Below are 22,513 nucleotides of genomic sequence, written 5' to 3'. Positions count from 1 at the left end.
TTTTTATGATAAAAAATATTGCATTAATTTATATGGGTGGCACATTCGGCTGCGTGGGAGATCCTCTTGCACCGATGCCTGCTGATTTATTTATTCCAAAGCTCGAACAGATACTTGCAGAGCAGTATTTCGTCGAATGCCATCATGCACCCGCCATTAAGGACAGTAGTGCCTGTACAGCAACCGACTGGTTGCAACTGGTACAGTTTATTCAGCAATTGCAATCGCGGCAGATCCAGCATTTTGTGATTATTCACGGTACAGATACGCTGAGTTATGCCAGTGCAGTACTGGCACATTTTATTGGAAACTCGGCGCATGTGGTACTGACCGGTAGCCAATATCCGCTGCTGAATGCTCAAGGCAATGAACAGCGTGAATTTAGTGATGCCCTAGATAACCTGAAATTTGCACTAGATTCCGTCAGCGAATGTAGCGCTGGGGTCTATCTGGCATTCCATCATCAGCTGCTACATGCGCAAACTGCACTGAAACAGCATACTACTGAGTTAAATGCCTTTTCCGGTCTTGAGGCCAATATTGCAATCCAAACCAGTCAAGCGTGTTATCAGATCAAAGCTGAAGATATTACGAAAGCGACTGAATTCAACTGCATGAGCATCATGATGCAGCCAGTTGATCTGACCCAGCAGCTGAATAACCTGAACAACCTATTGGCTCGACCACCACATTTTTTATTTCTGCAAGGTTTTGGCACTGGCAACCTGGCGGTCAATGACGCCATGATTGCGCTCATTGATCAACTCTATGAGCAGGGCTGTATTTGCGTCTTAACCACCCAAGTGCCTTTTGGTGCGACGGATCAGCGCTATGCCATTGCCGAATGGGTGAATCACTGCAAAATTTTGCTGAATGAAAGTTATGGACATGCGGATCTGTATGCAAAAGCCCTGAAAATGTATTTACAATACGACACTGTAGAGCAATGGCATCGTCATTGGTACGATCAATAAGGTTTTGAGGTCATTATGCAGCGTTTTGCGGTGGGAATTGAGTTTTGTGGGATGCATTATCGGGGATGGCAGACTCAACAGCCGGGAGTTGCAAGCGTACAGGAAACCATTGAAAAGGTCCTGAGCAAAGTTGCCGATCAACCGATTAGCCTGCATGGTGCCGGCCGCACGGATGCCGGGGTACATGCGACCAATATGGTGGCGCATTTTGATACGGATGCCGTGCGTTCTGAACGTGGCTGGCTAATGGGCTGCAATAGCCAACTCCCTAAAGACATCTCGATTCAGTGGATCAAAGAAATGGATCACAGCTTCCATGCCCGTTTTAAGGCACAGGCGCGCCGCTACCGATATGTGGTCTATAACCACCCTGTGCGCCCGGCATTGCTGCATAAACAGGTCACCCATGTCTATGCACCGCTTGATGTTGAACAGATGATATACGCCGCGAAAAAGTTTGAAGGCACGCATAACTTTGAAAGCTTCCGCGCCGCAGCCTGTCAGTCCAATCAGCCCGTTCGTCATGTCAGCCATTGCCGCTTGATTCAGCATGGTCAGTATCTGGTACTGGATATTCAGGCCGATGGCTTTCTGCACCATATGGTGCGCAATATCATGGGATGTTTATTGGAAATTGGTCAGGGCATGTATGCTGCCGATCATATTGATAATATTTTCGCGGCAGAAGACCGTAAAGCTGCTGGTGTGACTGCGCCAGCAGATGGTTTGTATTTTATTCATGCTGATTATCCGGTGCAGTTTGAATTACCTGAATTACCCTTAGGTCCGCACTGGCTGAATATGCCGGAATAGTTTTTAAATTTTTTAGAATATTTACCTCCCCTAACCCCTCCTAAAAGGAGGGGAATTCCTCCCTTTTTTAAAGAGAGGTTAGGAGGGATTTTTAACGCTGCTTGCGCTTCCGATATTCCACCGGCGTTTCATTGGTCCAGCGTTTAAAGGCACGATAGAAGGTACTTGGCTCGGAAAAACCGGTCAGATAGACAATCCGCTCGACGCTCTCATTGGTACTCGCCAGCAAACGCTTGGCCAGACGACAGCGATAATCCGAGAGAATCTGCTGAAAGCTGGTATGTGCCTCACTCAGTTGTGTTCTCAAACGGCGTGGCGTGATGTTCAGCTGGGCTGCCACAGTTTCTAGCGTGGTTTCGCCACTCTCCAAAGTAGAGCCGATTGCACGACGTACTTCACCGACCAGATCATATCTTGCCAGTTCCTGTAGCTTTTCAATGGCCAGTTGCTCATGCAGCTGCAACAGCTCAGGTTCAGCCTGCCACAGCGGATATTCCAGGATAGTCGGATCGAAATACAAACGAGTTTCTTTCTGACCTAGACTGACCGGACACTCATAAACCCGGAAGTATTCATCATCAGGTGCCCCTTTATAAAAATTAAAATCGATATAAATCGGCTCAAAACGCCCTTCGGTAATAAATTTAAAGAAACGCAGTACACCTGACATAGCACATTCAGTAAAATGACGATTGACCAGACTCTCAGCAAAAGGCTGTTCACCATTGGTTAAATAGCAGCGGTCATCTTCAATCACCAATTTGGCAGCAAAGGCATCGCTGATCAGTCGCTGATAAGCCAAAGCACGTTTCAGTCCCTCACCAAAATTTTCAGATGAAACAAACAGGTGTTCAATGACCTGACCACGATAAAGTGGCAGGTGCTCACCCAGATGCAATCCAATGTCCGGGTCCTTGCTGACTTCCTCTGCCGCCACCCAAAAGGCATATTGGGCACTCAGCGGGGTACGGTCATTGGCTTCCACCTGATTTAAAGCCACTCCTGCTTTGGTCAAAAGTTCTTCTGTTGGCAACCCCGCACGACGAATCGCCTGATAGCCTAAACGCAATACGACTGATGCATCCGTTAGCTGACTCACTCAAAAGCCTTCCTTGTATGTACTTCATTTATACTTAAAAAGATTAATTTTAGATTAACTGTGATTGACCAAACTGACAACAGAAACAGGTGTCTTTTTAGTTAAAAAAATTATCGTGACAGTTCGCCTATTTTACTGGCAGATGATCAGTCTAACGCCCGTTTCGTCTTGTATTTTGCAAAAAAATTGACTATAATTTGCGCCTTTCCAATTTATTCATTCAGGTAGGCTATGGCCAATAAAGAGGAACTCATCGAGTTCGAAGGCGTTGTCACCGAGACGCTTCCTAATACTATGTTCCGTGTACGTTTAGAGAACGGTCACGAAGTGATTGCCCACATCTCTGGTAAAATGCGTAAACACTATATCCGTATTTTAACTGGCGACAGTGTGAAGGTTGAAATGACACCTTATGATTTGACTAAAGGTCGTATCACATATCGTGCACGCTAAGTTTTAGCGCAAGCAAAAGCCACTTTTAGTGGCTTTTTTATTACTTGAATTATTTATCAATCAATAAAATAATTTGACACAGCCTTATAAATTCACGACTATTCATTGAATTAAAAATAACATGTATAAAAACAATGAATATGAAATGCTTATCCCTACTTTCCAGCTTGTTTCTCGTTGCATGCGCTACCGGCGGCAATCAGCATCTGCATCAGTCTCTACAACCTTATGTAGGTCAAACTGCCGCACAGGTTCGTAGCCAGCTTGATCTTCGTGCCATTGGATTCAAGACCTCCCAGCAACCGATTCAAACCACAGAATTTCTCAGCTACACTATTTTTCGGGATATGAATATTCCAATGGGAACGCCGAATATTAGTCAGAGCATTCCAATCGGCGCACCAATGCCGATGCCCTCAAATGGTGGTTATAACATTGAGATGAAATGCCAAATCTGGTTTGACCTAAAAGATGAAATTGTTCAAGCCATCCGCTATACCGGTAGAGCTTGCTAAGCTGTACTCATCGAGTTCAAAGCCTGTATCTTTAAATCAGGGATCAACCTCACCACGCTAAACTTCTACCGTGTATCAAATCACAACAGTATTTTTGCATGGAATGCGCTTACACTCATTTTATTTGGTGTGAGGACAACTCATGAAGTTCACACTGATTTTAGCATGCTGCACAGCCTTGGGTTTGCTTAGTGCATGCACCACCACCTCCTCAACGACTGCACAGCGTGATGCCTATTTACAACAGTTCATTGGGCAAAGCAGCCAACTGATCGATCAAACTCTGGATCTAAAACGTTTAGGTTACCAGCAGATCAGTGGGCCTGAACGCAGCGCCAAGCAATTAAGCTATGTGGTACAACGCCCCATTACCATTCCTTTGCCTGTAGCGCAGTTTCCTGCCACAGGGACAGGCACTGTACCGATTCCAGTGTCAGTAAGCCCTGCCGGCGGCTATGACGTCAAATTGCAATGTAAAATCACCTTCTTACTCAAAGATAATATTGCCACCGCGGTACGCACCACAGGCCGAACCTGTTAAGCCGTTTAAGCTTTGAAATTTCTATCATAAAAAAACGCAGCTCAAGGCTGCGTTTTTTTGAATCGAAACAGGCTTAGTTCAATGCAGCAACGACTGCTTGACCCATTTCAACCGTACCGACTTTTTGCATGCCTTCAGACATGATATCCGCCGTACGCAAGCCTTGATCCAAGACCTGACCTACTGCATCTTCAATCGCTTTAGCAGCGGCTTCTTCACGGAAGGTATAACGCAGCATCATCGCCACCGAAAGAATCGTTGCCAATGGATTTGCCAGGTTTTGACCGGCGATATCTGGTGCAGAACCATGACAAGGCTCATACATGCCCTTGCCATTTTCATCCAGAGATGCCGATGGCAACATGCCGATTGAACCGGTCAACATCGCAGCTTCATCAGACAGGATATCACCGAACAGATTCGAGGTGACAATCACGTCAAACTGCTTTGGCGCACGCACCAGTTGCATTGCGGCATTGTCGACATACATATGCGATAAATTAATTTCAGGGTATTCGGCATCTTTCAGCACAGTCACTGTCTGTTTCCACAGTTCAGTTACTTCAAGCACGTTGGCTTTATCCACTGAACACACTTTACCACCGCGCAAGTTGGCCATTTCAAAAGCGACTTTGGCGATACGCTTGATTTCAGATTCTGAATAAACGTCAGTGTTATAGCCTTGTTTCTCGCCATTTTCCAGTTCACGGATACCGCGTGGCTGACCGAAGTAAATACCACCGGTCAATTCACGCACAATCAGAATATCCAGACCTGCTACGATTTCAGGCTTTAAACTTGAAGCATCAGCCAATTGCGGATAAAGAATGGCTGGACGCAAGTTAGCAAACAGGTTCAGTTCACTACGCAATTTCAATAAACCACGTTCCGGACGAATTGAGCGCTCAATCGTATCCCATTTTGGACCGCCCACGGCACCGAGTAAAATCGCATCGGCTTTTTTAGCCTGTTCAGAAGTCACGTCTGGATACGGTGAACCGTGCGCATCAATGGCTGCACCACCGAGTAAACCCTGTTCCCATGTCAAATCGAGATTAAATTTTTCATTTACACGAGTCAGCACCTGCTCTGCCGCTTTGACAATTTCAGGACCGATACCGTCACCAGCTAAAATCAAAATTTGTTTAGACATGAGATTTTCCGTTTAAAACGTCAGATTCAGACCTGACAGAGGTTAGATTTTCTTTTCTACAAACTCTGCAATCCCGGTGACTGCATTATAGGGTTTGCAAAAACGACGAATGGTTTTTTGCTCTTGTACCAGATCTACACAAAGCGGATCCGGTGCCGAAGCATTTAATAAACTGCTGCTACGCGCACTACGGTCACGGAACATTTTTAAGCTATAGCGGTTATTGGCCTGAAAACGATGGAATACATGTAAAGTTTCCGCTTTATCCTTACTGATCGGATAGAAACGCACGACCAGTTCATGCTGTCCTGCCGGCACGGATAAATAAATCGGGTTGGCCTGATTTAAATTTTTGGCCTTCAAGCGCACCAGTTTCTGCTTCAGCGCCTCATCACTGATGCGGCCATTGTCGGCGTTGACAATAATGGTCTGATTGAAGCGTTCGAACTGGCAATCTGGCGTCCCTGTACAGTAGATCAGGGCATTGCTTTTGCTCTCAGTATTTTCTTTGGCATGTTTGAGTTTCATCGTGTCGATGCTTTGACATGCAGTCAACAGCACCGATACTGAACTTAAAGCAAGCCACTGTTTCCAATAATTCGCCATAATGTCTGTCTTACCCAATCAAAAAACTCAATAATCTTCCGATATTAGCAAGGGCATCGCAGTCATGCCATGACAATTTTTACTGATTTATCCATGAATTTCGGCAAATACCCAAGGACGCGATTGTTTGGTTTTTTCTTCATAGGCACGAATATCATCCGCCACCTGCAAAGTTAAGCCAATATCATCCAGACCATTTAACAGGCAATGCTTGCGAAATGGATCGACTTCAAACTTAAAGCTTTCACCCGTAGGGGTACGAACTTCTTGTGCCTGCAAGTCAATGGTCAGTTGATAACCTTCATCTTCCGCACATTCCTTAAATAACTGCTCAACAATATCTTCAGCCAAAATCACAGGCAACATACCGTTTTTAAAACAGTTATTAAAGAAAATATCAGCAAAGCTTGGCGCAATCACGGTACGGAAACCATATTCGCTCAAGGCCCACGGCGCATGTTCACGGCTAGAACCACAACCAAAGTTGGCACGTGAAATTAAAATAGATGCGCCCTGATAACGTGGCTGGTTCAAGACAAAGTCCGGATTGATCGGACGAACTGAATTGTCCTGACCTGGATAACCTTCATCCAGATAACGCAATTCATCAAACAAATTTTCACCGAAACCGGTACGTTTGATCGATTTCAAAAACTGTTTTGGAATAATTAAATCTGTATCGACATTGGCACGGTCTAAAGGTGCAACGATACCTTGTTCAACGGTATAAGCTTTCATGTCTGTGCTCCTACGTACCAATTAAAATGAACGGACATCAACAAAGTGACCTGCGATCGCAGCAGCGGCTGCCATGGCTGGACTCACCAGATGAGTACGACCGCCATTGCCCTGACGACCTTCAAAGTTACGGTTCGAAGTCGAGGCACAATGCTCGCCTGGTTGTAACTTGTCAGCATTCATCGCCAGACACATTGAACAGCCAGGTTCACGCCACTCGAAGCCCGCCTCGACAAATACCTTGTCCAGACCTTCCGCTTCTGCCTGAGCTTTGACCAGACCAGAACCCGGAACCACCATCGCCTGTTTGATTGAAGATGCGACCTTACGACCTTTGATCACTTCGGCTGCAGCACGGATATCTTCAATACGCGAATTGGTGCACGAACCGATAAAGACACGATCCAGTTGAATCTCAGCCAAGGCCTGACCGGCATTTAAGCCCATATATTGATAAGCACGGTTCCAGTCATTGCGTTGTACATCGTCTTTGGCTTGTTCTAAAGTTGGTACTGCTTGAGACACTGGAATGACCATCTCAGGAGAAGTTCCCCAAGACACTTGCGGCTCAATTTCTTCACCTTGCAACACGACCACGGTATCAAAATATGCACATTCATCCGAATGCAATGTATTCCAGTACGCTACCGCCTGATCCCACTGTTCCGCAGTTGGCGCATAAGGACGACCTTTAACATACTCGATGGTTTTGTCATCCACAGCAACCATACCCACGCGTGCACCGGCTTCGATCGCCATATTACACACGGTCATACGACCTTCAATCGACATGTCACGGAAGACCTGACCGCCAAATTCAATCGCGTGACCAGTACCGCCTGCGGTACCAATCTTGCCAATAATGGCTAAGACCACATCTTTCGGTGTCACGCCCTGGCCTAATTTGCCATCAACGCGTACCAACATGTTTTTCATCTTCTTTTGAACCAGGCATTGGGTCGCCAATACATGTTCAACTTCGGATGTCCCGATACCATGCGCCAAGCAGCCAAAAGCACCATGGGTTGCTGTATGCGAATCACCACATACCACGGTCATGCCCGGTAAGGTCAAGCCCTGCTCCGGCCCAACTACATGCGCGATGCCCTGACGGATATCGTTAATATCAAATTCAACAATATTAAAGGTCTTGCAGTTATCATCCAAGGTTTGCACCTGAATGCGCGAGGTTTCATCTTCAATTCCGGCTACGCCCTGCTCACGCTCTTTTTTCGAGGTCGGTACGTTATGATCCGGTGTAGCAATGTTAGCGCTTAAACGCCATGGCTTGCGCCCGGCCAATTGCAACCCTTCAAATGCCTGTGGTGAGGTTACTTCATGCAACAGGTGACGGTCGATATAGAGTAAGGCAGAACCATCATCACGTTGCGTTACTAAATGGTCATCCCACAACTTGTCATATAGTGTTTTTGCATTTTGCTTTTGTACTGTTTGGGTCTCGCCTGCCATGTCGATATACTCCACTGGACTGGGTAAATTCTTTCTCTGATTTTGATTATATCGCTGCAATCACATAAATCTAATTTATCATTTTTATCAGTTAAAAAACTTTTTGGAATCTTTTAAAAGCTGAATCAAATCATGCTTTAGCTCTATTTCCATAAATCTAATTTTCCGATTAATTTATAAAAAATATTCGCTTTTACAAATCAAATGAGAATTATTATTATTTCTTCATCGACAGAGATTATTTTTAAGGAACTTCGACATGGCACATATTCAACGCTTTGTAGACAACAACCAGCGCATGTTCAAAAAGACCTTCAGCTACTACATTATGCATATTACAGTAGCGATGATTGTGGGTTACTTGGTGACTGGCAGTTTGACCATGGCCATTGCCTTAAGTTTATTAGAGCCAACGGTACAAGCAGTGGCTTTCTTCTTCCATGAAAAAATCTGGGAGCGTAATAACCCAACAGCAGAATGAGGACATTACCGTCTAAACTCTTCGGTCGAGGTTCCTGATAAAAGACTACCTTTATAGGTGGTCTTTTTTAGTTTTAAAAATGCCAAGGCTTTGAAAATGTATAGTAATTCAGCACTGCAACATAGATGAGCTAATTTTGCTTTGATTTATTCTTAAAATATAACAATAATATATTTACACATAAAAATTCTTTATAGGTGGTTAAGATGAATCTCGCAGCCTTTGAAGCCTTCGTAAAAGTCATGGAAACCGGTTCGATTTCTTTGGCCGCAGATCAGCTCTTCATTACCCAGCCTGCTGTCACCAAACGTATTCATAGTCTGGAAGAATACTTTGGGGTCAAGCTGTTTGAATCTGCCGGACGTGGCGTACAGGCCACCCACGCGGCACACTCCCTGTTGCCTAAAGTGAAAAACTGGCTGAATGAACTCGGGGATATTCATTATACCTTGAGCCATGAACAAGGTCAGGTACAGGGCAAACTGAAAATTGGTACCAGTCATCATATTGGCCTGCATCATCTGCCGAGTCATTTGCGCCGTTATGTCCAGGAATATCCGGACGTAACCCTGGATGTACATTTTGTTGATTCCGAGCAGGCGCATGAACAGGTGATTGCCGGCGATCTGGAACTGGCATTTTTAACCTTGCCGCCACGGGGTGATGCGCGTCTGAATTATGTAACTATCTGGAATGATCCTCTGGTCTTTGTGGTGGCACCGTTTCATCCGCTGGCGCAGCAAAAAAATCTGTGTCTGGAAGATTTGCTCGACTACCCGAGCCTGTTGCCATCATCACAGACCTATACTTCGCAGATCACCTTGGCCGAATTTGAAAAACAGGGTATTAAACCGAAAGTCAGCATGAGCAATAATCCGCTGGAATCGATCCGGATGCTGGTATCGATTGGCTTAGGTTGGTCAGTACTGCCAAAAACCCTGGTCAATCACGACCTTCACCAGCTGGACATCAACTTGGAAATGAACCGTCGTTTGGGCATGGTCTGGCATCCCGGTCGTACTCAGTCCAAAGCAGCTCAGGCTCTGGTTCAGCTCATGCAGGGTGCCTCGCTGTCTATTTAAGCCGTTCCTGAACATGCTGCATCCAAAACGGTGCAGCATTTTGTTACCTAAATACACCCCATCTGGCGATATCTTTCGAGTATTTTTAAGACAATTCCATTCTTTTGCAGTGCAGAGGAATGCTTAAAACTATTCGATGGAGCCTGACGGATGCAGCTCGATTCTCCCCTAAAATCCCACTCTCAAGATAAAACCAATACAAGCAGCCTGTGGCTTTCGGCCAAACCGATGCTGCTGCCCACGCCGGCACTTGATTTTGCCGACGAACAGACTGCCCGGCACTGCCTGCGCGAATATTTCCTGAATACCTTTGACACTTATGAGCAGCTGTTTGAATGCCTCAAGCATGAAGATGCTTTTTTCATCAAACCAATTACTTTACGTCATCCGCTAATTTTTTATTTTGCGCATACCGCCACTTTTTTTGTCAATAAACTACTGCTCAGCAAGCTAATTAGCGAACGCGTAAATCCGCATTTTGAAAGTATCTTCGCGATCGGTGTAGACGAGATGAGCTGGGACGATCTGGATGAAGTGCACTATGACTGGCCTACCGTGCAGGAAGTCCGTGATTATCGGCATCAAGTGCGTGCCCTGATCCTGAACATCCTTGAACATGCTCCGCTGACTCTGCCCTTAAACTGGCAAAACCCCTGGTGGACCATCATCATGGGCATTGAGCATGAACGGATTCATCTGGAAACTTCTTCCGTGCTGATCCGCCAGCATGCTCTGGAACATGTACGCCAGCATCCGCAGTGGCGCGCCAATATCATTACTGGCATGGCTCCGGATAATAGTTTGCTGGATGTGCCTGAAGGTAAGGTGCATCTACAGAAAGATTTTAACCATCCATTTTATGGCTGGGACAACGAATACGGCCTGCATCAAGCCGAGGTTGCAGCTTTTGCAGCCTCCAAATATCTGGTATCGAATCAGGAATTTCTGGCCTTTGTCGAAGCTGATGGCTATCAGACCGAACACTACTGGAGTGAAGAAGGTCTAGGCTGGCTGCAATTTTCACAAGCTGCTCATCCCTGTTTCTGGCGCAAAACTGAATTGGGTTGGTCACTGCGACTGATGCTGGAAGAAGTGCCGATGCCTTGGGATTGGCCGGTAGAAGTGAATTATCATGAAGCCAAGGCCTTTTGTCAGTGGAAATCGCAACAGCTTGGAAAAACCATTCGCTTGCCGACTGAAGATGAATGGTATCGCCTGTATGCCGTTTCAGACCTGGATCCAGATTTACAAAGTCCTGAACAGGCCAATATCGAGTTGAAATACGGCACCAGCTCCTGTCCGGTGGATCATTTCAAGCAGGGTGATTTTTACGATATTCAAGGCAATGTCTGGCAGTGGACTGAAACCCCGATCTATCCATTTCAGGGTTTTCAGGTGCATCCATTTTATGATGATTTCAGTACACCGACCTTTGACGGTCGCCATAACCTGATGAAAGGTGGCTCCTGGATTTCGGCGGGCAATGAAGCTTTATATAGTTCCCGCTACGCCTTCAGACGGCATTTCTTTCAGCACGCTGGTTTTCGCTACGTCGCTTCTGATCAAGCATTGCAACATTTCCCTTCGCATTATGAAAGCGACCAGCTGGTCTCCCAATATCTGGAATTCCAGTATGGTATCGAATATTTTGGTATCGCTAATTTTGCCAAAACACTGGTCGATCTGGCACAACCCTATTTTCAGCAAACGCCGTGCCATCGTGCCTTAGATATTGGCTGTGCTACCGGCCGCGCCAGCTTTGAACTGGCACGCTCTTTTGATCAGGTAACCGGTTTGGACTTTTCGGCACGCTTTATCCAGCAAGCAGTTTATTTGGCTCAAGGCCATAGGGTACGTTATCAGCTGCCACTAGAAGGTGAATTAAGCGAAGAAAAAAGCTGTTCACTTGAAGATGTCGCTTTGGATCAGGTTGCGTCGAAAACGGAATTTTTTCAGGCCGATGCCTGCAACCTGAAAGCACATTTTAGCGGCTATGATTTTATTCTGGCAGCGAATCTGATTGACCGGCTGCATCATCCGAAAGACTTTTTATTGCAGATTCATAAACGTATCAATATAGGTGGAATTTTAATGCTGAGTTCGCCCTATACCTGGCTGGAAGAACATACGGCACGTAGTGAGTGGCTAGGCGGTTTTCAGCAGGATGGGGAAAACATCACGACCTTGGCTGGTATAAGCAATATCTTAACCCAGCACTTTGAATTGGTGGCCGAACCCCAAGATGTGCCTTTTGTGATTCGAGAAACGGCCAGAAAGTATCAACACACGCTGTCACAAGTCACGATCTGGAAACGTGTTCGCTAAAGGTAAGGTGATGGCCTAAAAAAAGCCAATCATACGATTGGCTTTATATCTTATCCTTCACTGGTTGAATTTTCATGCAAGGATTCATTGAGTTGATCTACCACAATCGCCCATTCGCCATCAGATGCTATTTTCTCGCTTAAAAATTGACGTTGTGCCTCTGACCAATACGGCGCATCCAGTAAAGTCAGATCTTTATGTAATTGATGCTCGTGAATAAATGTTTCAATACCTTCTGCACTGGCATCCAAGCCAAGCTGCTGGAACAGATGTGTCATACGTGGTCGAACGTGAGTCATATCTCATACCTCAGAATCTACTATTGTTATCATGTCCTGTTTTTCGAGCATAGCATGTCTGATTCAGCCGGACTGTGAAAAAACATTAATATTCCATTGAGGAAAATAAAAAGCACAACCGAAGTTGTACTAAATAAATCACATGAATAAAGCTGGAATGCTTAGATGGACCAGTCCTGTATTTCCCAGCCCTGTTCTTGGGCTAGAGTTTCCAAGCGATCATCCGGATTGACTGCAATCGCATGATCCGCATATTCCAGCAAGAAACGGTCATTAATCGAATCTGAATAAGCCCAAGACTCGGTTACGTCACGGCCTTCTAGCCATTGTTCCAGACGCACCAGCTTGCCTTGTTGATAGCATGCGGTATTGATGACTTTACCAGTATATTTCCCATCAATGACTTCAGCATTGGTGGCAATAATTTCAGTAATTCCGAATTCACGAAAAATGGGGGCGGTAATAAAGTCTGAAGTTGCGGTAATCCCCACTAAGGCATGCCCTGCTTCACGGTGGCGCTCAATGGCTTTAAAACCCTCCGGACGCATTTGTGGACGAATGACTTTTTGCATGAACAGTTGATGTAATTCAGTCAAATAATCATTGTCATGTTTGGTCAGAAACTGGAATACAAATTCATTATAGGCATAGGGATCCAGCTGGCCTTTTTTATAATCGTCATAGAACTTGTCATTCATGGCGCGATGCTGAACTGGATCGACCAGGCCCTCACTGACCAAAAACTCTCCCCAAGAATGATCCGAATCCGTGTTTAACAAGGTGTGATCGAGATCAAATAGCGCCAATTTCATGAAAATACTCGTTAAAACTGAAATTTAAGAAAAAAATTGTAAATCTATCTCCGCTAGTCGATAGAAATTCGTTAAGATCATAGCAATTTTAACATTTTTAAACTTTGCTTTTTTCGAGTTGGATAACGAAATAATGCTCCCCGATGGCAAAGGCATAAATTAAACAATTTTTAGGTAGCCAAATGATCGACTCTGAAGGTTTCCGACCGAATGTCGGGATCATTTTGGCAAACGATGCTGGACAGGTTTTATGGGCAAAACGCATTGGTCATAATGCATGGCAATTTCCACAAGGCGGGATCCAATATGGAGAAACCCCCGAGCAGGCACTCTATCGTGAGCTGAGAGAAGAAGTTGGCTTATTGCCCGAACACGTCCAGATAGTCGCGCAAACCAAAGGCTGGTTGCGCTATCGTTTGCCGCATCGATACATTCGTACGGACTCTGATCCGGTCTGTATCGGTCAAAAACAAAAGTGGTTTTTACTCAAACTCATGGCCCCCGTTCAGCATATTCAGTTGAATCTGTCTGATCCGCCCGAATTTGATCAATGGCAATGGGTCAGTTACTGGTACCCACTCGGTCAAGTCGTGAATTTCAAACGTGATGTTTACCGCAAAGCCCTGGTGGAGTTGTGTCAGCAACTGCCCCAGCAAAAACCTTAAAAAATCGCATAAATAATGCAGATTTTTTACGTGGCTATTGTTATAAATAAACTTAATCACTGAAATTCTGAATAGACGGAGCAGACCTTATGTCGAATATGCAACTGGACACCTTGAGACGTATTGTTCAGGAGATCAATGCGTCCACCAGTTTGCATGAATCGCTCGACATCATGGTCAAGCATGTGGCCGAGGCCATGCAGGTTGATGTCTGCTCGATCTACCTCCTCGACGAACGCAATCAGCGTTATCTGCTCATGGCGTCTAAAGGCCTGAATGCAGAATCTGTCGGCCATGTGTCTTTGCAAACCGGCGAAGGTCTGGTGGGCCTGGTTGGGCAGCGTGAGGAAATTGTCAATCTGGACAATGCCCCTAAACACGAGCGCTTCCTGTTTTTACCTGAAACCGGTGAGGAAATTTATAACTCCTTCCTTGGGGTGCCGGTGATGTACCGTCGTAAGGTCATGGGTGTGCTGGTGGTTCAAAATAAAGAATCACAGGACTTTTCTGAAGCTGCTGAATCCTTTCTGGTCACGCTCTGTGCACAGCTTTCTGGCGTCATCGCCCATGCCCATGCCGTCGGCAATATCGATGTATTCCGTAAGCCGAGCAACCTGCCCGCCTATAAAACCTTTCAGGGAGTTTCTGGCTCCGGTGGTATTGCCTTAGGTCGTGCAGTGATTCTGTATCCGCCAGCAGATCTTGCCGCAGTCCCTGACCGTGAAGCGGATGACATCAGCGAAGAACTGCAGCTCTTAGATAACGCCCTGAATTCAGTCCGTGAAGAAATCCAGTCGCTAGATGACAAAATGCAGGATGCGTTGATGGCCGAGGAACGCGCACTGTTTAGCGTGTTCTTGCGTATGCTGGATGAAAATGCCCTGCCAGCAGAAATCAAGGCCTTTATTCGTGAAGGTCACTGGGCACAAGGCGCCGTGCGAATTGTTATTGACAATCATGTGGCACAATTTTCCCAAATGGAAGATGATTATTTACGTGAGCGGGTAGCGGACTTAAAAGATCTGGGCCGCCGTATTCTGGCGCGCTTACAGGAAGCCGATGCCAGTCACCGTGAATTGACCGATGAAAGTATTCTGATTGGTGAGGAAATTTCGACGGCTGCACTGGTTGAACTACCTGTAGATAAAATTGCCGCGATTGTCACTACCGAAGGCGCCATGAACTCACATATGGTGATTGTGGCGCGTGCTCTTGGTATTCCGACCGTGGTCGGCGTGACCGAACTGCCGATCAACACCCTCGATGATGTAGAGATGATTGTCGATGCACATCAGGGCCGGGTCTTTATTAATCCCCCACGTCGCCTGCGCAGTCGCTATAAAGAAATTCAAAAAGAAGAAGAACAGCTTGCTAAAGATCTGCGCCAGTACGAAACCAAAGATGCGATTACCCCGGATGGCGTGGCGGTCAAACTCTACGTCAACACCGGCCTGATGATTGATGTGGTGCGTGGCGTGCAGCGCGGTGCCAAAGGTGTCGGTTTATACCGTTCTGAAATTCCGTTTATGTTGCGTGACCGCTTCCCGGGCGAGGAAGAACAACGTGCGATTTATCGTCAGCAGCTCAGTCACTTTGCCAATAAACCGGTGGTGATGCGAACGTTGGACATTGGTGCAGACAAAGACCTGCCGTATTTCTCGATTGAAGAAGAAAATTCGGCACTCGGCTGGCGCGGCATTCGTTTTACCCTGGATCATCCGGAAATTTTTTCTTCACAGATTCGCGCCATGCTCAAGGCCAGTATCGGGCTGAATAACCTGCATATTCTGCTGCCGATGGTGACCAGTGTCAGCGAAGTCGAGGAAGCGCTCTACCTGCTAGAACGTGATCATGCGGCGATTCAGGAAGAAGAACAGGTCAAGGTAAACAAGCCAAAACTCGGCATCATGGTGGAAGTGCCAAGTGTGCTACATCAGATTGATGAATTTTCCGAACTGGTGGATTTCTTCTCGGTCGGCTCCAACGATCTGACCCAATATCTGTTGGCTGTGGATCGCAATAATCCACGGGTAGCCAATGTCTATTCACATTTACACCCTGCAGTACTTCGTGCCTTAACCCGTCTGGTGCAGGACTGTCATCGTAATGAAAAACCGGTCAGTATCTGCGGTGAAATGGCGGGCGATCCGCTGTCTGCAGTTTTGCTCATGGCCATGGGCTTTAATACCCTGTCGATGAGTTCCAGTAATATTTTGCGGGTACGTAAAACCATTTGTCATGTTCCGATGAGTGATGCACAGGAATTGCTGCAACATGTGTTAAAAATGGACAATCCGCTCATGGTAAAAAGCTGGTTAGAATATTATTTCAGAACCCATGGTTTAGGGGATATGGTGAAATCAGCATCACGTATGGTGAGTGCCTAATACGGGACTTTTTCTAGTCCCTCGACAGTGGTAGAGGTGGTTATGGAATTTCTGATCATCCTGTTCATGATTGTTGTGGTGTTCTATGTGGTCATTCTTGCACCGGCCTTGGCTGCCCGCAAAGAAGCTCATGATTCCGGTTCATCTTATATACGCCCCGCCAGCAATCGAGCAACGAACTATGCCGATCGGCCTAAAATGACTCCATTATTGGGCATTGAAATTTCGGCATCGCAACGGCGGCGTTTAGGCAGAGATGACTCCTCCGTCATTGCTGCCAGACTCTATCACCAACAAAAAGATCAATTTGCCAGTTTTCAGCAGGCCAGACCACAGCCTCATTCCCCTCACCACAAAGCACCAGTGCAAAGCAAACTCAATAAATTCTTTAATGACTTAATCGCGGATGAATCGACAACATCATCCCGGTATCCAAATCAATATTCGCAAACTCGTAACAACCGACCTGTCGCCCCGCTCTCTCCAGTTAAAACTAATCCTAAGCAGCCACCACGTCGTCCCCAGCCACCTTACAGACCTTAAGCGGCCATTAAAAAAGGGCGATCTTCCATGGAATATCGCCCTTGTCTGTGCTTGTTGTAGCCACGTTTTGAATTTTTCTTTCGATCTACAAAAACCTGGCTTTTGTTGACTTCATGCATGTGTTTTGCCACAAAATTGTGGATCACTACCTGCTCGGCTGTTTTTTTCTTGGCCATCTTGCTCTCTATATAATTTGGAGGAAGGAGTGAGATAATTATAGGGCCGACTGACTAATTTTCAAGCATATCGGCCAATGCTTTTTTAAAAATAAAGACCATTTAACCAGGATTTTCTATATGCAAAAATGGGAGTTACAGCCAGAAAATACCCTTATTCCATTCATTATTTTTATGGGTTTCTTCAGACCAACAAAACTTAATTAAAAAACTATTTAAAATAAATCAGTTATAAAATGTATTTTAAATGACACTTTTCACTTATTATTTTTATCCTTTGATAAAAACATATTATGGACTTAGATATTGTTATTTTCGTTTAATCCCATTCATTATTCGAGTTATTCAAAATATATAGAATTTGATATTGTCAGAGAGTGGAAAACCCGTTACTTTTTGAAAGCAACCATTTAATTTTCAATATTTTAAACTTTATTAACTTTAAAAATATTTTTTGAGTGAGCTCACTCAATTATACCCTGAATTCCGTTTTGTGCTGTCACACCCTTTATTTAAAAATATTGTAAATATAGCGAAACCTGATCTGATTAGCATATATCTCAATATTTTATGAATACTAGGTAAACGACATAAGATATTCAAAACTTGGAGAGGAAAGATGAGCCAAGATTTTAAAAAATGCCCTGTCACCCACCTGACCACTGAAGCTGGTGCCCCTGTGGTCGACAACCAGAACAGTATGACGGCAGGTGCGCGTGGACCTTTACTTGCCCAGGATTTATGGCTGAATGAAAAACTGGCCAACTTTGTCCGCGAAGTGATTCCAGAGCGTCGTATGCATGCCAAAGGTTCAGGTGCTTTTGGTACCTTTACCGTGACCAATGATATTACCCAATATAGCCGCGCTAAAATTTTCTCTGAAGTCGGCAAAAAAACCGAAATGTTTGCCCGTTTCTCAACAGTGGCGGGTGAACGTGGTGCGGCCGATGCGGAACGCGATATTCGCGGTTTTGCCTTAAAATTCTATACTGAAGAAGGCAACTGGGATCTGGTCGGCAACAATACTCCGGTATTTTTCCTGCGGGATGCCCGCAAGTTCCCTGACCTGAATAAAGCAGTCAAACGTGACCCGAAAACCAACAAGCGCAGTGCCACCAATAACTGGGATTTCTGGACACTCTTGCCTGAAGCTCTGCATCAAGTGACTATTGTTATGTCGGATCGAGGGATCCCGACTGGTTACCGTCATATGCATGGTTTTGGCAGCCATACCTTTAGTTTTATCAATTCCCAGAATGAACGCTTCTGGGTGAAATTTCATATGCGTACCCAGCAAGGTATTCAAAACCTGACCGATGCTGAAGCTGCAGATTTGATTGCTAAAGATCGTGAAAGTAGTCAGACTGACCTATTTGATGCCATTGAGCGTGGTGAGTATCCAAAATGGAAAATGTACGTTCAGATCATGCCGGAACTGGAAGCTGAAACAGTGCCTTATCATCCATTTGACCTGACCAAAGTCTGGCCGAAAGGTGATTATCCACTGATTGAAGTCGGTGAATTTGAACTGAACCGCAATCCGGAAAACTATTTCCAGGATGTAGAACAAGCAGCCTTTGCACCAAGCAATCTTGTACCGGGTATCAGCTACTCACCGGACCGTATGTTACAGGCACGTTTAGTGAACTATGCTGATGCAGCGCGTTACCGTGTTGGCGTGAATCATTCACAGGTTCCGGTCAATGCTGCACGCTGTCCTGTACATTCGAATCGCCGTGATGGTCAGGGCCGTATGGATGGCAACTATGGTTCATTGCCACATTACGAGCCGAACAGTTTTAGCCAGTGGCAGGAACAACCGGAATTCAGAGAACCGCCACTGAAAATCACCGGTGATGCCGATTTCTGGGACTTCCGCGAAGATGACAATGACTACTTCAGTCAGCCCCGGGCCCTGTTCAACCTGATGAATGATCAGCAGAAACAGGCACTGTTTAATAACACGGCCGGAGCAATGGGTGATGCGCTAGATTTCATCAAATACCGTCACATCCGCAACTGTTATGCTTGCGATCCAGCTTATGGGCAAGGCGTTGCTAAGGCCCTAGGTATGACTGTAGCAGATGCCCAAGCAGCACGTGAAACCGATCCAGCCAAAGGTTTGCCTAGCTTTCTCTAAGCCAGTTTAGACATGTACAAAAACCACCTTCGGGTGGTTTTTTATTGCGGCATCAAGCAGTATAGAAGCAAGCTGGCACAAAAAGAACTACAACAATGCATCCGAATATTGAAGACATCATTCAACAATACGACATCGTTTTATTTGATGCTGTTTGCGTGATCTGTAATGGCTGGGCACAGTTTTTGATTCAATACGATAAAAAGATTCAGTTTAAACTGGTCTCCGCCCAATCGCCTTTAGGTACAGCACTGCTCGAACATTATCAGATGTCTACTGAACATTACACCACCATGCTCGTCATTCAAGATGGCACACTCTATACTGAATCGACTGCCTTGCTGAAGGTGCTGCAGCATCTCGGTTTTCCCTTTAATTTAATGAGCGCAGGTTATTTGGTTCCGCGTTTTATCCGGGATTTTCTGTATCGTGTGGTCGCTTTAAATCGTTACACGCTATTTGGTAAAACCAAGTATTGCCTGATCCCATCCAGCGAAAATAAACGCCATTTTCTGGAAGAAGCTGTCCGTGTTGGCCATTCAACTCATCCAACAGGAACAGAGTAAAATATTTAGACAATAATTCGTTTGCCTTCACGTATGCAATAAAACGGATTAATCAACTTGGAAGAATGCTTGATGATCTCATGCAACTCATGTTCCGGCGCATCCCGGTCTTCATCCGTGAGCTGAAAAGTACGGTAATGAATCGCCAGTGAACATTTGGCCTGCAAGTCATGATGGGCATGAAAGGCATCTTCCGGATTCATATGGATCGCGCGCATCAGTTCACGCGGTTCATACGCTCCTATCGGGAGTAAGGCAATTCGCGGTGCACCCAGACGTTTACGAATTTCTTTAAAATGTGAGGCGTAGCCACTATCTCCGGCAAAAAAACAATGTTCCTTGCCATGTAATAAAGAAAATCCTCCCCAAAGTGCACAGTTCTGATCGCGCATGCCGCGCCCTGAGGCATGTTGAGCCGGCGTATAGACAATCCGGATCTCTTCAAAAAAGGCACTTTCCCACCAGTCCATTTCATGCACGGTATAATGTTCTGGCAAATACCAGGCATTACCCAGACCAGTATAAATAGGCATCTCAAAAGTGTTGTACAGCCATTCCAGACTAGCCAGATCCATATGATCATAATGGTTATGGCTGAGCAGTACGGCATCAATCTGAGGTAATTCATCCAAGGCAATGCCAGCCGGAATGACCCGCTGCGGCCCTGTAGAAGCCGATGGACTGGCATATTCAGCCCAAACCGGATCGGTCAGGAAGTTATAGGGGCCGATCTGAATTAATGTGGTTGCGTGACCAATAAACCAGACTTGCCAGTCATCCAGAGCTGCATCTGGACGCTGCTGTGGCAATGCGCGTGGACGAGAAAAAAACTCGGCACGCTCTTCATCAAGATTAACATTCCAGGTTTTGGATTTTCGGGTAATGAGCCATTTGTATAAATCAAAGCGACCACGCGATAGAGAAGCATGCTCAAGATTACGAAACTGTTTTCCGTCGAAATGATCTGAATGCAGATACTCAAACACTGGCTTAGACCAGAGATGTTTCCAACTGGATTCCGTGATTAACTGGAATTTTTTAGTTTTGAGAAGATCTTGCATAAACATCCACTATTTATTATTCGCTATATGCAAGACAGCAACCTCTTGAAATGGTCAAGCGGTGCATCTTTTAATGAGCATACAAACTAAAAACAGGCACACTGCAACATAGTATGAAATCCGTCACAGAAAATCATGTATGTTTTTGTTATTTTTAGCAAAAAAATGGCATTTCATCGGCCTTGTGGCTGGCTGAAGCCTTGGATTATCTAGAAAAATATTGTTCTTGCCCTTCTGTCTAAAAATGCAAAATGATACTAAACATTTATAAGCTCATGCTAACAAAAGAGCATGCCTGTCCATTGATGATTTTATGATGGAATTCCCCATACCTCAGTATCATCACATCAATTGTGCGAGAAAGGCAAGCTGAGATCAAAATACCAACCTCAAGCGATTTTTAGATCTTTATACACGACCTTGAGTTCGTTCCAGCCATACGGCTTTGGTTTGCGGCTTCACAAATAAAGCAATAATTTCCGGGTGCAACTGTTTAATCTGCGCTTCAATCCGGTTGACACAGGCTTCAATTTCATCAGAAGTTAAATCATCTTTAAATTCCAGACTCAATGATGCAATGACTTGCTGAGCGCCCATCTGCTCAGTCAACACCCCATTGGCACTGAAAACTGCCGCATCTTGTTGAGCAATGTTCAATACATCTTCACGCAGTTTTGGATCTGCCGTTTCACCCAATAACAAACCTTTGGTTTCACGTGCCAGAAACCAGGCAGAAACCGCCAGAACAATACCAATTAAAATCGATGCGGCACCGTCCAATTCAGGAATATTCAGTTGATGCGCCAGAAAAATACCCACCAGAGCAATCACCAAGCCGACCAGGGCGGCAGTATCTTCAAATAACACGGTAAAGGTCGTTGGATCTTTACTGTGTCGAAATGCTTCAAAATATCCCAGATTTCCCTTTTGTTTACGAAAGGTTTTTAAAGCCACTGACCATGAAAATCCTTCAAAAAGAATCGCCAGACCCAGCACAATATAATTGATCAATGGATCCTGCATGACTTCGGGCTGAAGAATATGCTGTATCCCTTGATAGATGGACACAATCGCACCCAGGGCAAAAACCATCAGTGCCACAATAAAAGCCCAAAAATACAGTTCACGCCCATAACCAAAAGGATGTTTGGCATTTGCAGGTTTTTCTGATTTTTTCATGCCATACAGCAGTAAAATTTCATTCAAGGTATCCACTACCGAATGAATTGCTTCACTGAACATGGCAGAACTATTGGTTATATAGGACGCAATAAATTTAACCAGCGCAATCGCCAGATTACCAAACAGGGCTGCATAGACTACGATTTTATTGGATTCAGACATCCTGACACTGTCCTAAATAAGCTTGTGCAAGCTTGAATGATTTATGTATCAAAATCTTAATCATTTATTTTTGAAAGTTGTTTTACAAATTGTTGCTTAGTCGTGATCTCTCACGTTGTTGAATCACCTTACTCTCCACTAAAATAATAAAAGGGCTTTCGCCCTTTTGATTTTTACAGTAGATCTCTTGCGAAAGTAAAAAATTGTTTATACTAGCCCCATGAAATATGAAAATTTAACTAGATTTAATGATGGGGAATTTAAACGACT

The 22,513-nt window shown here is 45.1% G+C and carries 23 protein-coding genes; 13 read left to right on the top strand and 10 right to left on the bottom strand.

Features of this window, described 5'->3' with window-relative positions; all coding sequences use genetic code 11:
* Positions 1 to 5: 5 nt before the first annotated feature.
* Together NI468_RS08005 and truA are read left to right on the top strand one after the other, a co-directional pair.
* Complete coding sequence (locus NI468_RS08005) at positions 6 to 974, top strand: asparaginase domain-containing protein (protein WP_253101204.1); 969 nt, start codon at positions 6 to 8, stop codon at positions 972 to 974.
* A 15-nt stretch (positions 975 to 989) separates the two neighbouring features.
* The gene (gene truA, locus NI468_RS08000) at positions 990 to 1,787 is read left to right on the top strand and encodes a tRNA pseudouridine(38-40) synthase TruA (protein WP_253101202.1); all 798 of its coding nucleotides are present in this window, start codon (positions 990 to 992) and stop codon (positions 1,785 to 1,787) included.
* Positions 1,788 to 1,878: 91 nt separating this feature from the next.
* On the opposite strand, the gene NI468_RS07995 is transcribed toward truA, so the two are convergent.
* A complete protein-coding gene (locus NI468_RS07995; protein WP_005107962.1) occupies positions 1,879 to 2,886 on the bottom strand; it encodes an AraC family transcriptional regulator in 1,008 nt (335 codons plus the stop codon).
* Positions 2,887 to 3,117: 231 nt separating this feature from the next.
* Here NI468_RS07995 and infA point away from each other — a divergent pair, with 231 nt between their 5' ends.
* From infA to NI468_RS07980, 3 genes are all read left to right on the top strand, one after another.
* Entirely contained in the window at positions 3,118 to 3,339 is a 222-nt protein-coding gene (gene infA / locus NI468_RS07990) for a translation initiation factor IF-1 (protein WP_001284370.1), read from the top strand.
* 134 nt (positions 3,340 to 3,473) lie between these two features.
* Positions 3,474 to 3,854 carry a hypothetical protein gene (locus tag NI468_RS07985; RefSeq protein WP_253101198.1) on the top strand — a complete coding sequence of 127 codons (381 nt, stop codon included), beginning with the start codon at positions 3,474 to 3,476 and terminating at the stop codon, positions 3,852 to 3,854.
* A 142-nt stretch (positions 3,855 to 3,996) separates the two neighbouring features.
* A complete protein-coding gene (locus NI468_RS07980; RefSeq protein WP_004729461.1) occupies positions 3,997 to 4,395 on the top strand; it encodes a hypothetical protein in 399 nt (132 codons plus the stop codon).
* Positions 4,396 to 4,468: 73 nt separating this feature from the next.
* Here the strand turns inward: NI468_RS07980 and leuB are convergent, their stop codons facing one another.
* The 4 genes from leuB to leuC form a co-directional block, all read right to left on the bottom strand.
* The gene (gene leuB, locus NI468_RS07975; protein ID WP_253101195.1) at positions 4,469 to 5,548 is read right to left on the bottom strand and encodes a 3-isopropylmalate dehydrogenase; all 1,080 of its coding nucleotides are present in this window, start codon (positions 5,546 to 5,548) and stop codon (positions 4,469 to 4,471) included.
* Positions 5,549 to 5,590: 42 nt separating this feature from the next.
* Entirely contained in the window at positions 5,591 to 6,154 is a 564-nt protein-coding gene (locus NI468_RS07970) for a hypothetical protein (protein WP_044111836.1), read from the bottom strand.
* An 87-nt stretch (positions 6,155 to 6,241) separates the two neighbouring features.
* Entirely contained in the window at positions 6,242 to 6,892 is a 651-nt protein-coding gene (gene leuD, locus NI468_RS07965; protein WP_044111835.1) for a 3-isopropylmalate dehydratase small subunit, read from the bottom strand.
* Positions 6,893 to 6,913: 21 nt separating this feature from the next.
* The gene (gene leuC / locus NI468_RS07960) at positions 6,914 to 8,362 is read right to left on the bottom strand and encodes a 3-isopropylmalate dehydratase large subunit (protein ID WP_044111833.1); all 1,449 of its coding nucleotides are present in this window, start codon (positions 8,360 to 8,362) and stop codon (positions 6,914 to 6,916) included.
* A 259-nt stretch (positions 8,363 to 8,621) separates the two neighbouring features.
* Between leuC and NI468_RS07955 the strand changes: the two genes are divergently transcribed.
* The 3 genes from NI468_RS07955 (at position 8,622) to ovoA (ending at position 12,250) form a co-directional block, all read left to right on the top strand.
* Positions 8,622 to 8,843, top strand: coding sequence for a DUF2061 domain-containing protein (locus NI468_RS07955; protein ID WP_253101192.1), 222 nt, complete (start codon positions 8,622 to 8,624; stop codon positions 8,841 to 8,843).
* A gap of 206 nt (positions 8,844 to 9,049) precedes the next feature.
* Positions 9,050 to 9,925, top strand: coding sequence for a LysR family transcriptional regulator (locus NI468_RS07950; RefSeq protein WP_004278498.1), 876 nt, complete (start codon positions 9,050 to 9,052; stop codon positions 9,923 to 9,925).
* A gap of 150 nt (positions 9,926 to 10,075) precedes the next feature.
* Positions 10,076 to 12,250: a 5-histidylcysteine sulfoxide synthase gene (gene ovoA, locus NI468_RS07945; RefSeq protein WP_253101189.1), complete on the top strand. Its 2,175-nt coding sequence runs from the start codon at positions 10,076 to 10,078 to the stop codon at positions 12,248 to 12,250.
* Between the two features lie 50 nt (positions 12,251 to 12,300).
* On the opposite strand, the gene NI468_RS07940 is transcribed toward ovoA, so the two are convergent.
* Positions 12,301 to 12,549, bottom strand: coding sequence for a DUF2789 family protein (locus NI468_RS07940; RefSeq protein WP_004278500.1), 249 nt, complete (start codon positions 12,547 to 12,549; stop codon positions 12,301 to 12,303).
* 161 nt (positions 12,550 to 12,710) lie between these two features.
* Positions 12,711 to 13,361 (bottom strand): HAD family hydrolase, encoded by a 651-nt coding sequence (locus NI468_RS07935; RefSeq protein ID WP_005107974.1) that lies wholly within the window; start codon positions 13,359 to 13,361, stop codon positions 12,711 to 12,713.
* A 182-nt stretch (positions 13,362 to 13,543) separates the two neighbouring features.
* Between NI468_RS07935 and NI468_RS07930 the strand changes: the two genes are divergently transcribed.
* The 3 genes from NI468_RS07930 to NI468_RS07920 all read left to right on the top strand — a co-directional run bounded on the left by NI468_RS07930 (position 13,544) and on the right by NI468_RS07920 (position 16,956).
* Entirely contained in the window at positions 13,544 to 14,026 is a 483-nt protein-coding gene (locus NI468_RS07930) for an RNA pyrophosphohydrolase (RefSeq protein WP_213686452.1), read from the top strand.
* 89 nt (positions 14,027 to 14,115) lie between these two features.
* Positions 14,116 to 16,413, top strand: coding sequence for a phosphoenolpyruvate--protein phosphotransferase (ptsP, locus tag NI468_RS07925; protein ID WP_005250601.1), 2,298 nt, complete (start codon positions 14,116 to 14,118; stop codon positions 16,411 to 16,413).
* A 42-nt stretch (positions 16,414 to 16,455) separates the two neighbouring features.
* The gene (locus NI468_RS07920; RefSeq protein WP_253101187.1) at positions 16,456 to 16,956 is read left to right on the top strand and encodes a hypothetical protein; all 501 of its coding nucleotides are present in this window, start codon (positions 16,456 to 16,458) and stop codon (positions 16,954 to 16,956) included.
* On the opposite strand, the gene NI468_RS07915 is transcribed toward NI468_RS07920, so the two are convergent.
* Positions 16,953 to 17,132, bottom strand: coding sequence for a DUF7230 family protein (locus NI468_RS07915; protein WP_004278505.1), 180 nt, complete (start codon positions 17,130 to 17,132; stop codon positions 16,953 to 16,955). The two genes, NI468_RS07920 and NI468_RS07915, sit on opposite strands and share 4 nt — an antisense overlap.
* Positions 17,133 to 17,751: 619 nt before the next feature.
* Between NI468_RS07915 and NI468_RS07910 the strand changes: the two genes are divergently transcribed.
* Positions 17,752 to 19,272: a catalase gene (locus NI468_RS07910; RefSeq protein WP_253101185.1), complete on the top strand. Its 1,521-nt coding sequence runs from the start codon at positions 17,752 to 17,754 to the stop codon at positions 19,270 to 19,272.
* A 95-nt stretch (positions 19,273 to 19,367) separates the two neighbouring features.
* On the top strand, positions 19,368 to 19,838 hold the full coding sequence (locus tag NI468_RS07905) for a thiol-disulfide oxidoreductase DCC family protein (protein WP_253101182.1): 471 nt from the start codon (positions 19,368 to 19,370) through the stop codon (positions 19,836 to 19,838).
* Positions 19,839 to 19,843: 5 nt separating this feature from the next.
* On the opposite strand, the gene NI468_RS07900 is transcribed toward NI468_RS07905, so the two are convergent.
* Both NI468_RS07900 and NI468_RS07895 read right to left on the bottom strand, forming a co-directional pair.
* Positions 19,844 to 20,899 (bottom strand): MBL fold metallo-hydrolase, encoded by a 1,056-nt coding sequence (locus tag NI468_RS07900; RefSeq protein ID WP_005107984.1) that lies wholly within the window; start codon positions 20,897 to 20,899, stop codon positions 19,844 to 19,846.
* A 408-nt stretch (positions 20,900 to 21,307) separates the two neighbouring features.
* Complete coding sequence (locus NI468_RS07895; protein WP_253101179.1) at positions 21,308 to 22,243, bottom strand: cation diffusion facilitator family transporter; 936 nt, start codon at positions 22,241 to 22,243, stop codon at positions 21,308 to 21,310.
* Positions 22,244 to 22,513 lie beyond the last annotated feature (270 nt).

Source organism: Acinetobacter lwoffii (genome assembly GCF_024129355.1).
Classification (GTDB): Bacteria; Pseudomonadota; Gammaproteobacteria; order Pseudomonadales; family Moraxellaceae; genus Acinetobacter; species Acinetobacter lwoffii_I.
The sequence above is the reverse complement of the archived record's forward strand: the minus strand, read 5'-3'. Positions and strand labels throughout refer to the sequence as shown.

Excerpts from the sequence above, each read along its gene's own strand:
- NI468_RS08005 (WP_253101204.1), top strand. The coding sequence starts at position 6 with ATGATAAAAAATATTGCATTAATTTATATGGGTGGCACATTCGGCTGC.
- truA (WP_253101202.1), top strand. The coding sequence starts at position 990 with ATGCAGCGTTTTGCGGTGGGAATTGAGTTTTGTGGGATGCATTATCGG.
- infA (WP_001284370.1), top strand. The coding sequence starts at position 3,118 with ATGGCCAATAAAGAGGAACTCATCGAGTTCGAAGGCGTTGTCACCGAG.
- NI468_RS07985 (WP_253101198.1), top strand. The coding sequence starts at position 3,474 with ATGAATATGAAATGCTTATCCCTACTTTCCAGCTTGTTTCTCGTTGCA.
- NI468_RS07980 (WP_004729461.1), top strand. The coding sequence starts at position 3,997 with ATGAAGTTCACACTGATTTTAGCATGCTGCACAGCCTTGGGTTTGCTT.
- leuB (WP_253101195.1), bottom strand. The coding sequence starts at position 5,548 with ATGTCTAAACAAATTTTGATTTTAGCTGGTGACGGTATCGGTCCTGAA.
- NI468_RS07970 (WP_044111836.1), bottom strand. The coding sequence starts at position 6,154 with ATGGCGAATTATTGGAAACAGTGGCTTGCTTTAAGTTCAGTATCGGTG.
- leuD (WP_044111835.1), bottom strand. The coding sequence starts at position 6,892 with ATGAAAGCTTATACCGTTGAACAAGGTATCGTTGCACCTTTAGACCGT.
- leuC (WP_044111833.1), bottom strand. The coding sequence starts at position 8,362 with ATGGCAGGCGAGACCCAAACAGTACAAAAGCAAAATGCAAAAACACTA.
- NI468_RS07955 (WP_253101192.1), top strand. The coding sequence starts at position 8,622 with ATGGCACATATTCAACGCTTTGTAGACAACAACCAGCGCATGTTCAAA.
- NI468_RS07950 (WP_004278498.1), top strand. The coding sequence starts at position 9,050 with ATGAATCTCGCAGCCTTTGAAGCCTTCGTAAAAGTCATGGAAACCGGT.
- ovoA (WP_253101189.1), top strand. The coding sequence starts at position 10,076 with ATGCAGCTCGATTCTCCCCTAAAATCCCACTCTCAAGATAAAACCAAT.
- NI468_RS07940 (WP_004278500.1), bottom strand. The coding sequence starts at position 12,549 with ATGACTCACGTTCGACCACGTATGACACATCTGTTCCAGCAGCTTGGC.
- NI468_RS07935 (WP_005107974.1), bottom strand. The coding sequence starts at position 13,361 with ATGAAATTGGCGCTATTTGATCTCGATCACACCTTGTTAAACACGGAT.
- NI468_RS07930 (WP_213686452.1), top strand. The coding sequence starts at position 13,544 with ATGATCGACTCTGAAGGTTTCCGACCGAATGTCGGGATCATTTTGGCA.
- ptsP (WP_005250601.1), top strand. The coding sequence starts at position 14,116 with ATGTCGAATATGCAACTGGACACCTTGAGACGTATTGTTCAGGAGATC.
- NI468_RS07920 (WP_253101187.1), top strand. The coding sequence starts at position 16,456 with ATGGAATTTCTGATCATCCTGTTCATGATTGTTGTGGTGTTCTATGTG.
- NI468_RS07915 (WP_004278505.1), bottom strand. The coding sequence starts at position 17,132 with ATGGCCAAGAAAAAAACAGCCGAGCAGGTAGTGATCCACAATTTTGTG.
- NI468_RS07910 (WP_253101185.1), top strand. The coding sequence starts at position 17,752 with ATGAGCCAAGATTTTAAAAAATGCCCTGTCACCCACCTGACCACTGAA.
- NI468_RS07905 (WP_253101182.1), top strand. The coding sequence starts at position 19,368 with ATGCATCCGAATATTGAAGACATCATTCAACAATACGACATCGTTTTA.
- NI468_RS07900 (WP_005107984.1), bottom strand. The coding sequence starts at position 20,899 with ATGCAAGATCTTCTCAAAACTAAAAAATTCCAGTTAATCACGGAATCC.
- NI468_RS07895 (WP_253101179.1), bottom strand. The coding sequence starts at position 22,243 with ATGTCTGAATCCAATAAAATCGTAGTCTATGCAGCCCTGTTTGGTAAT.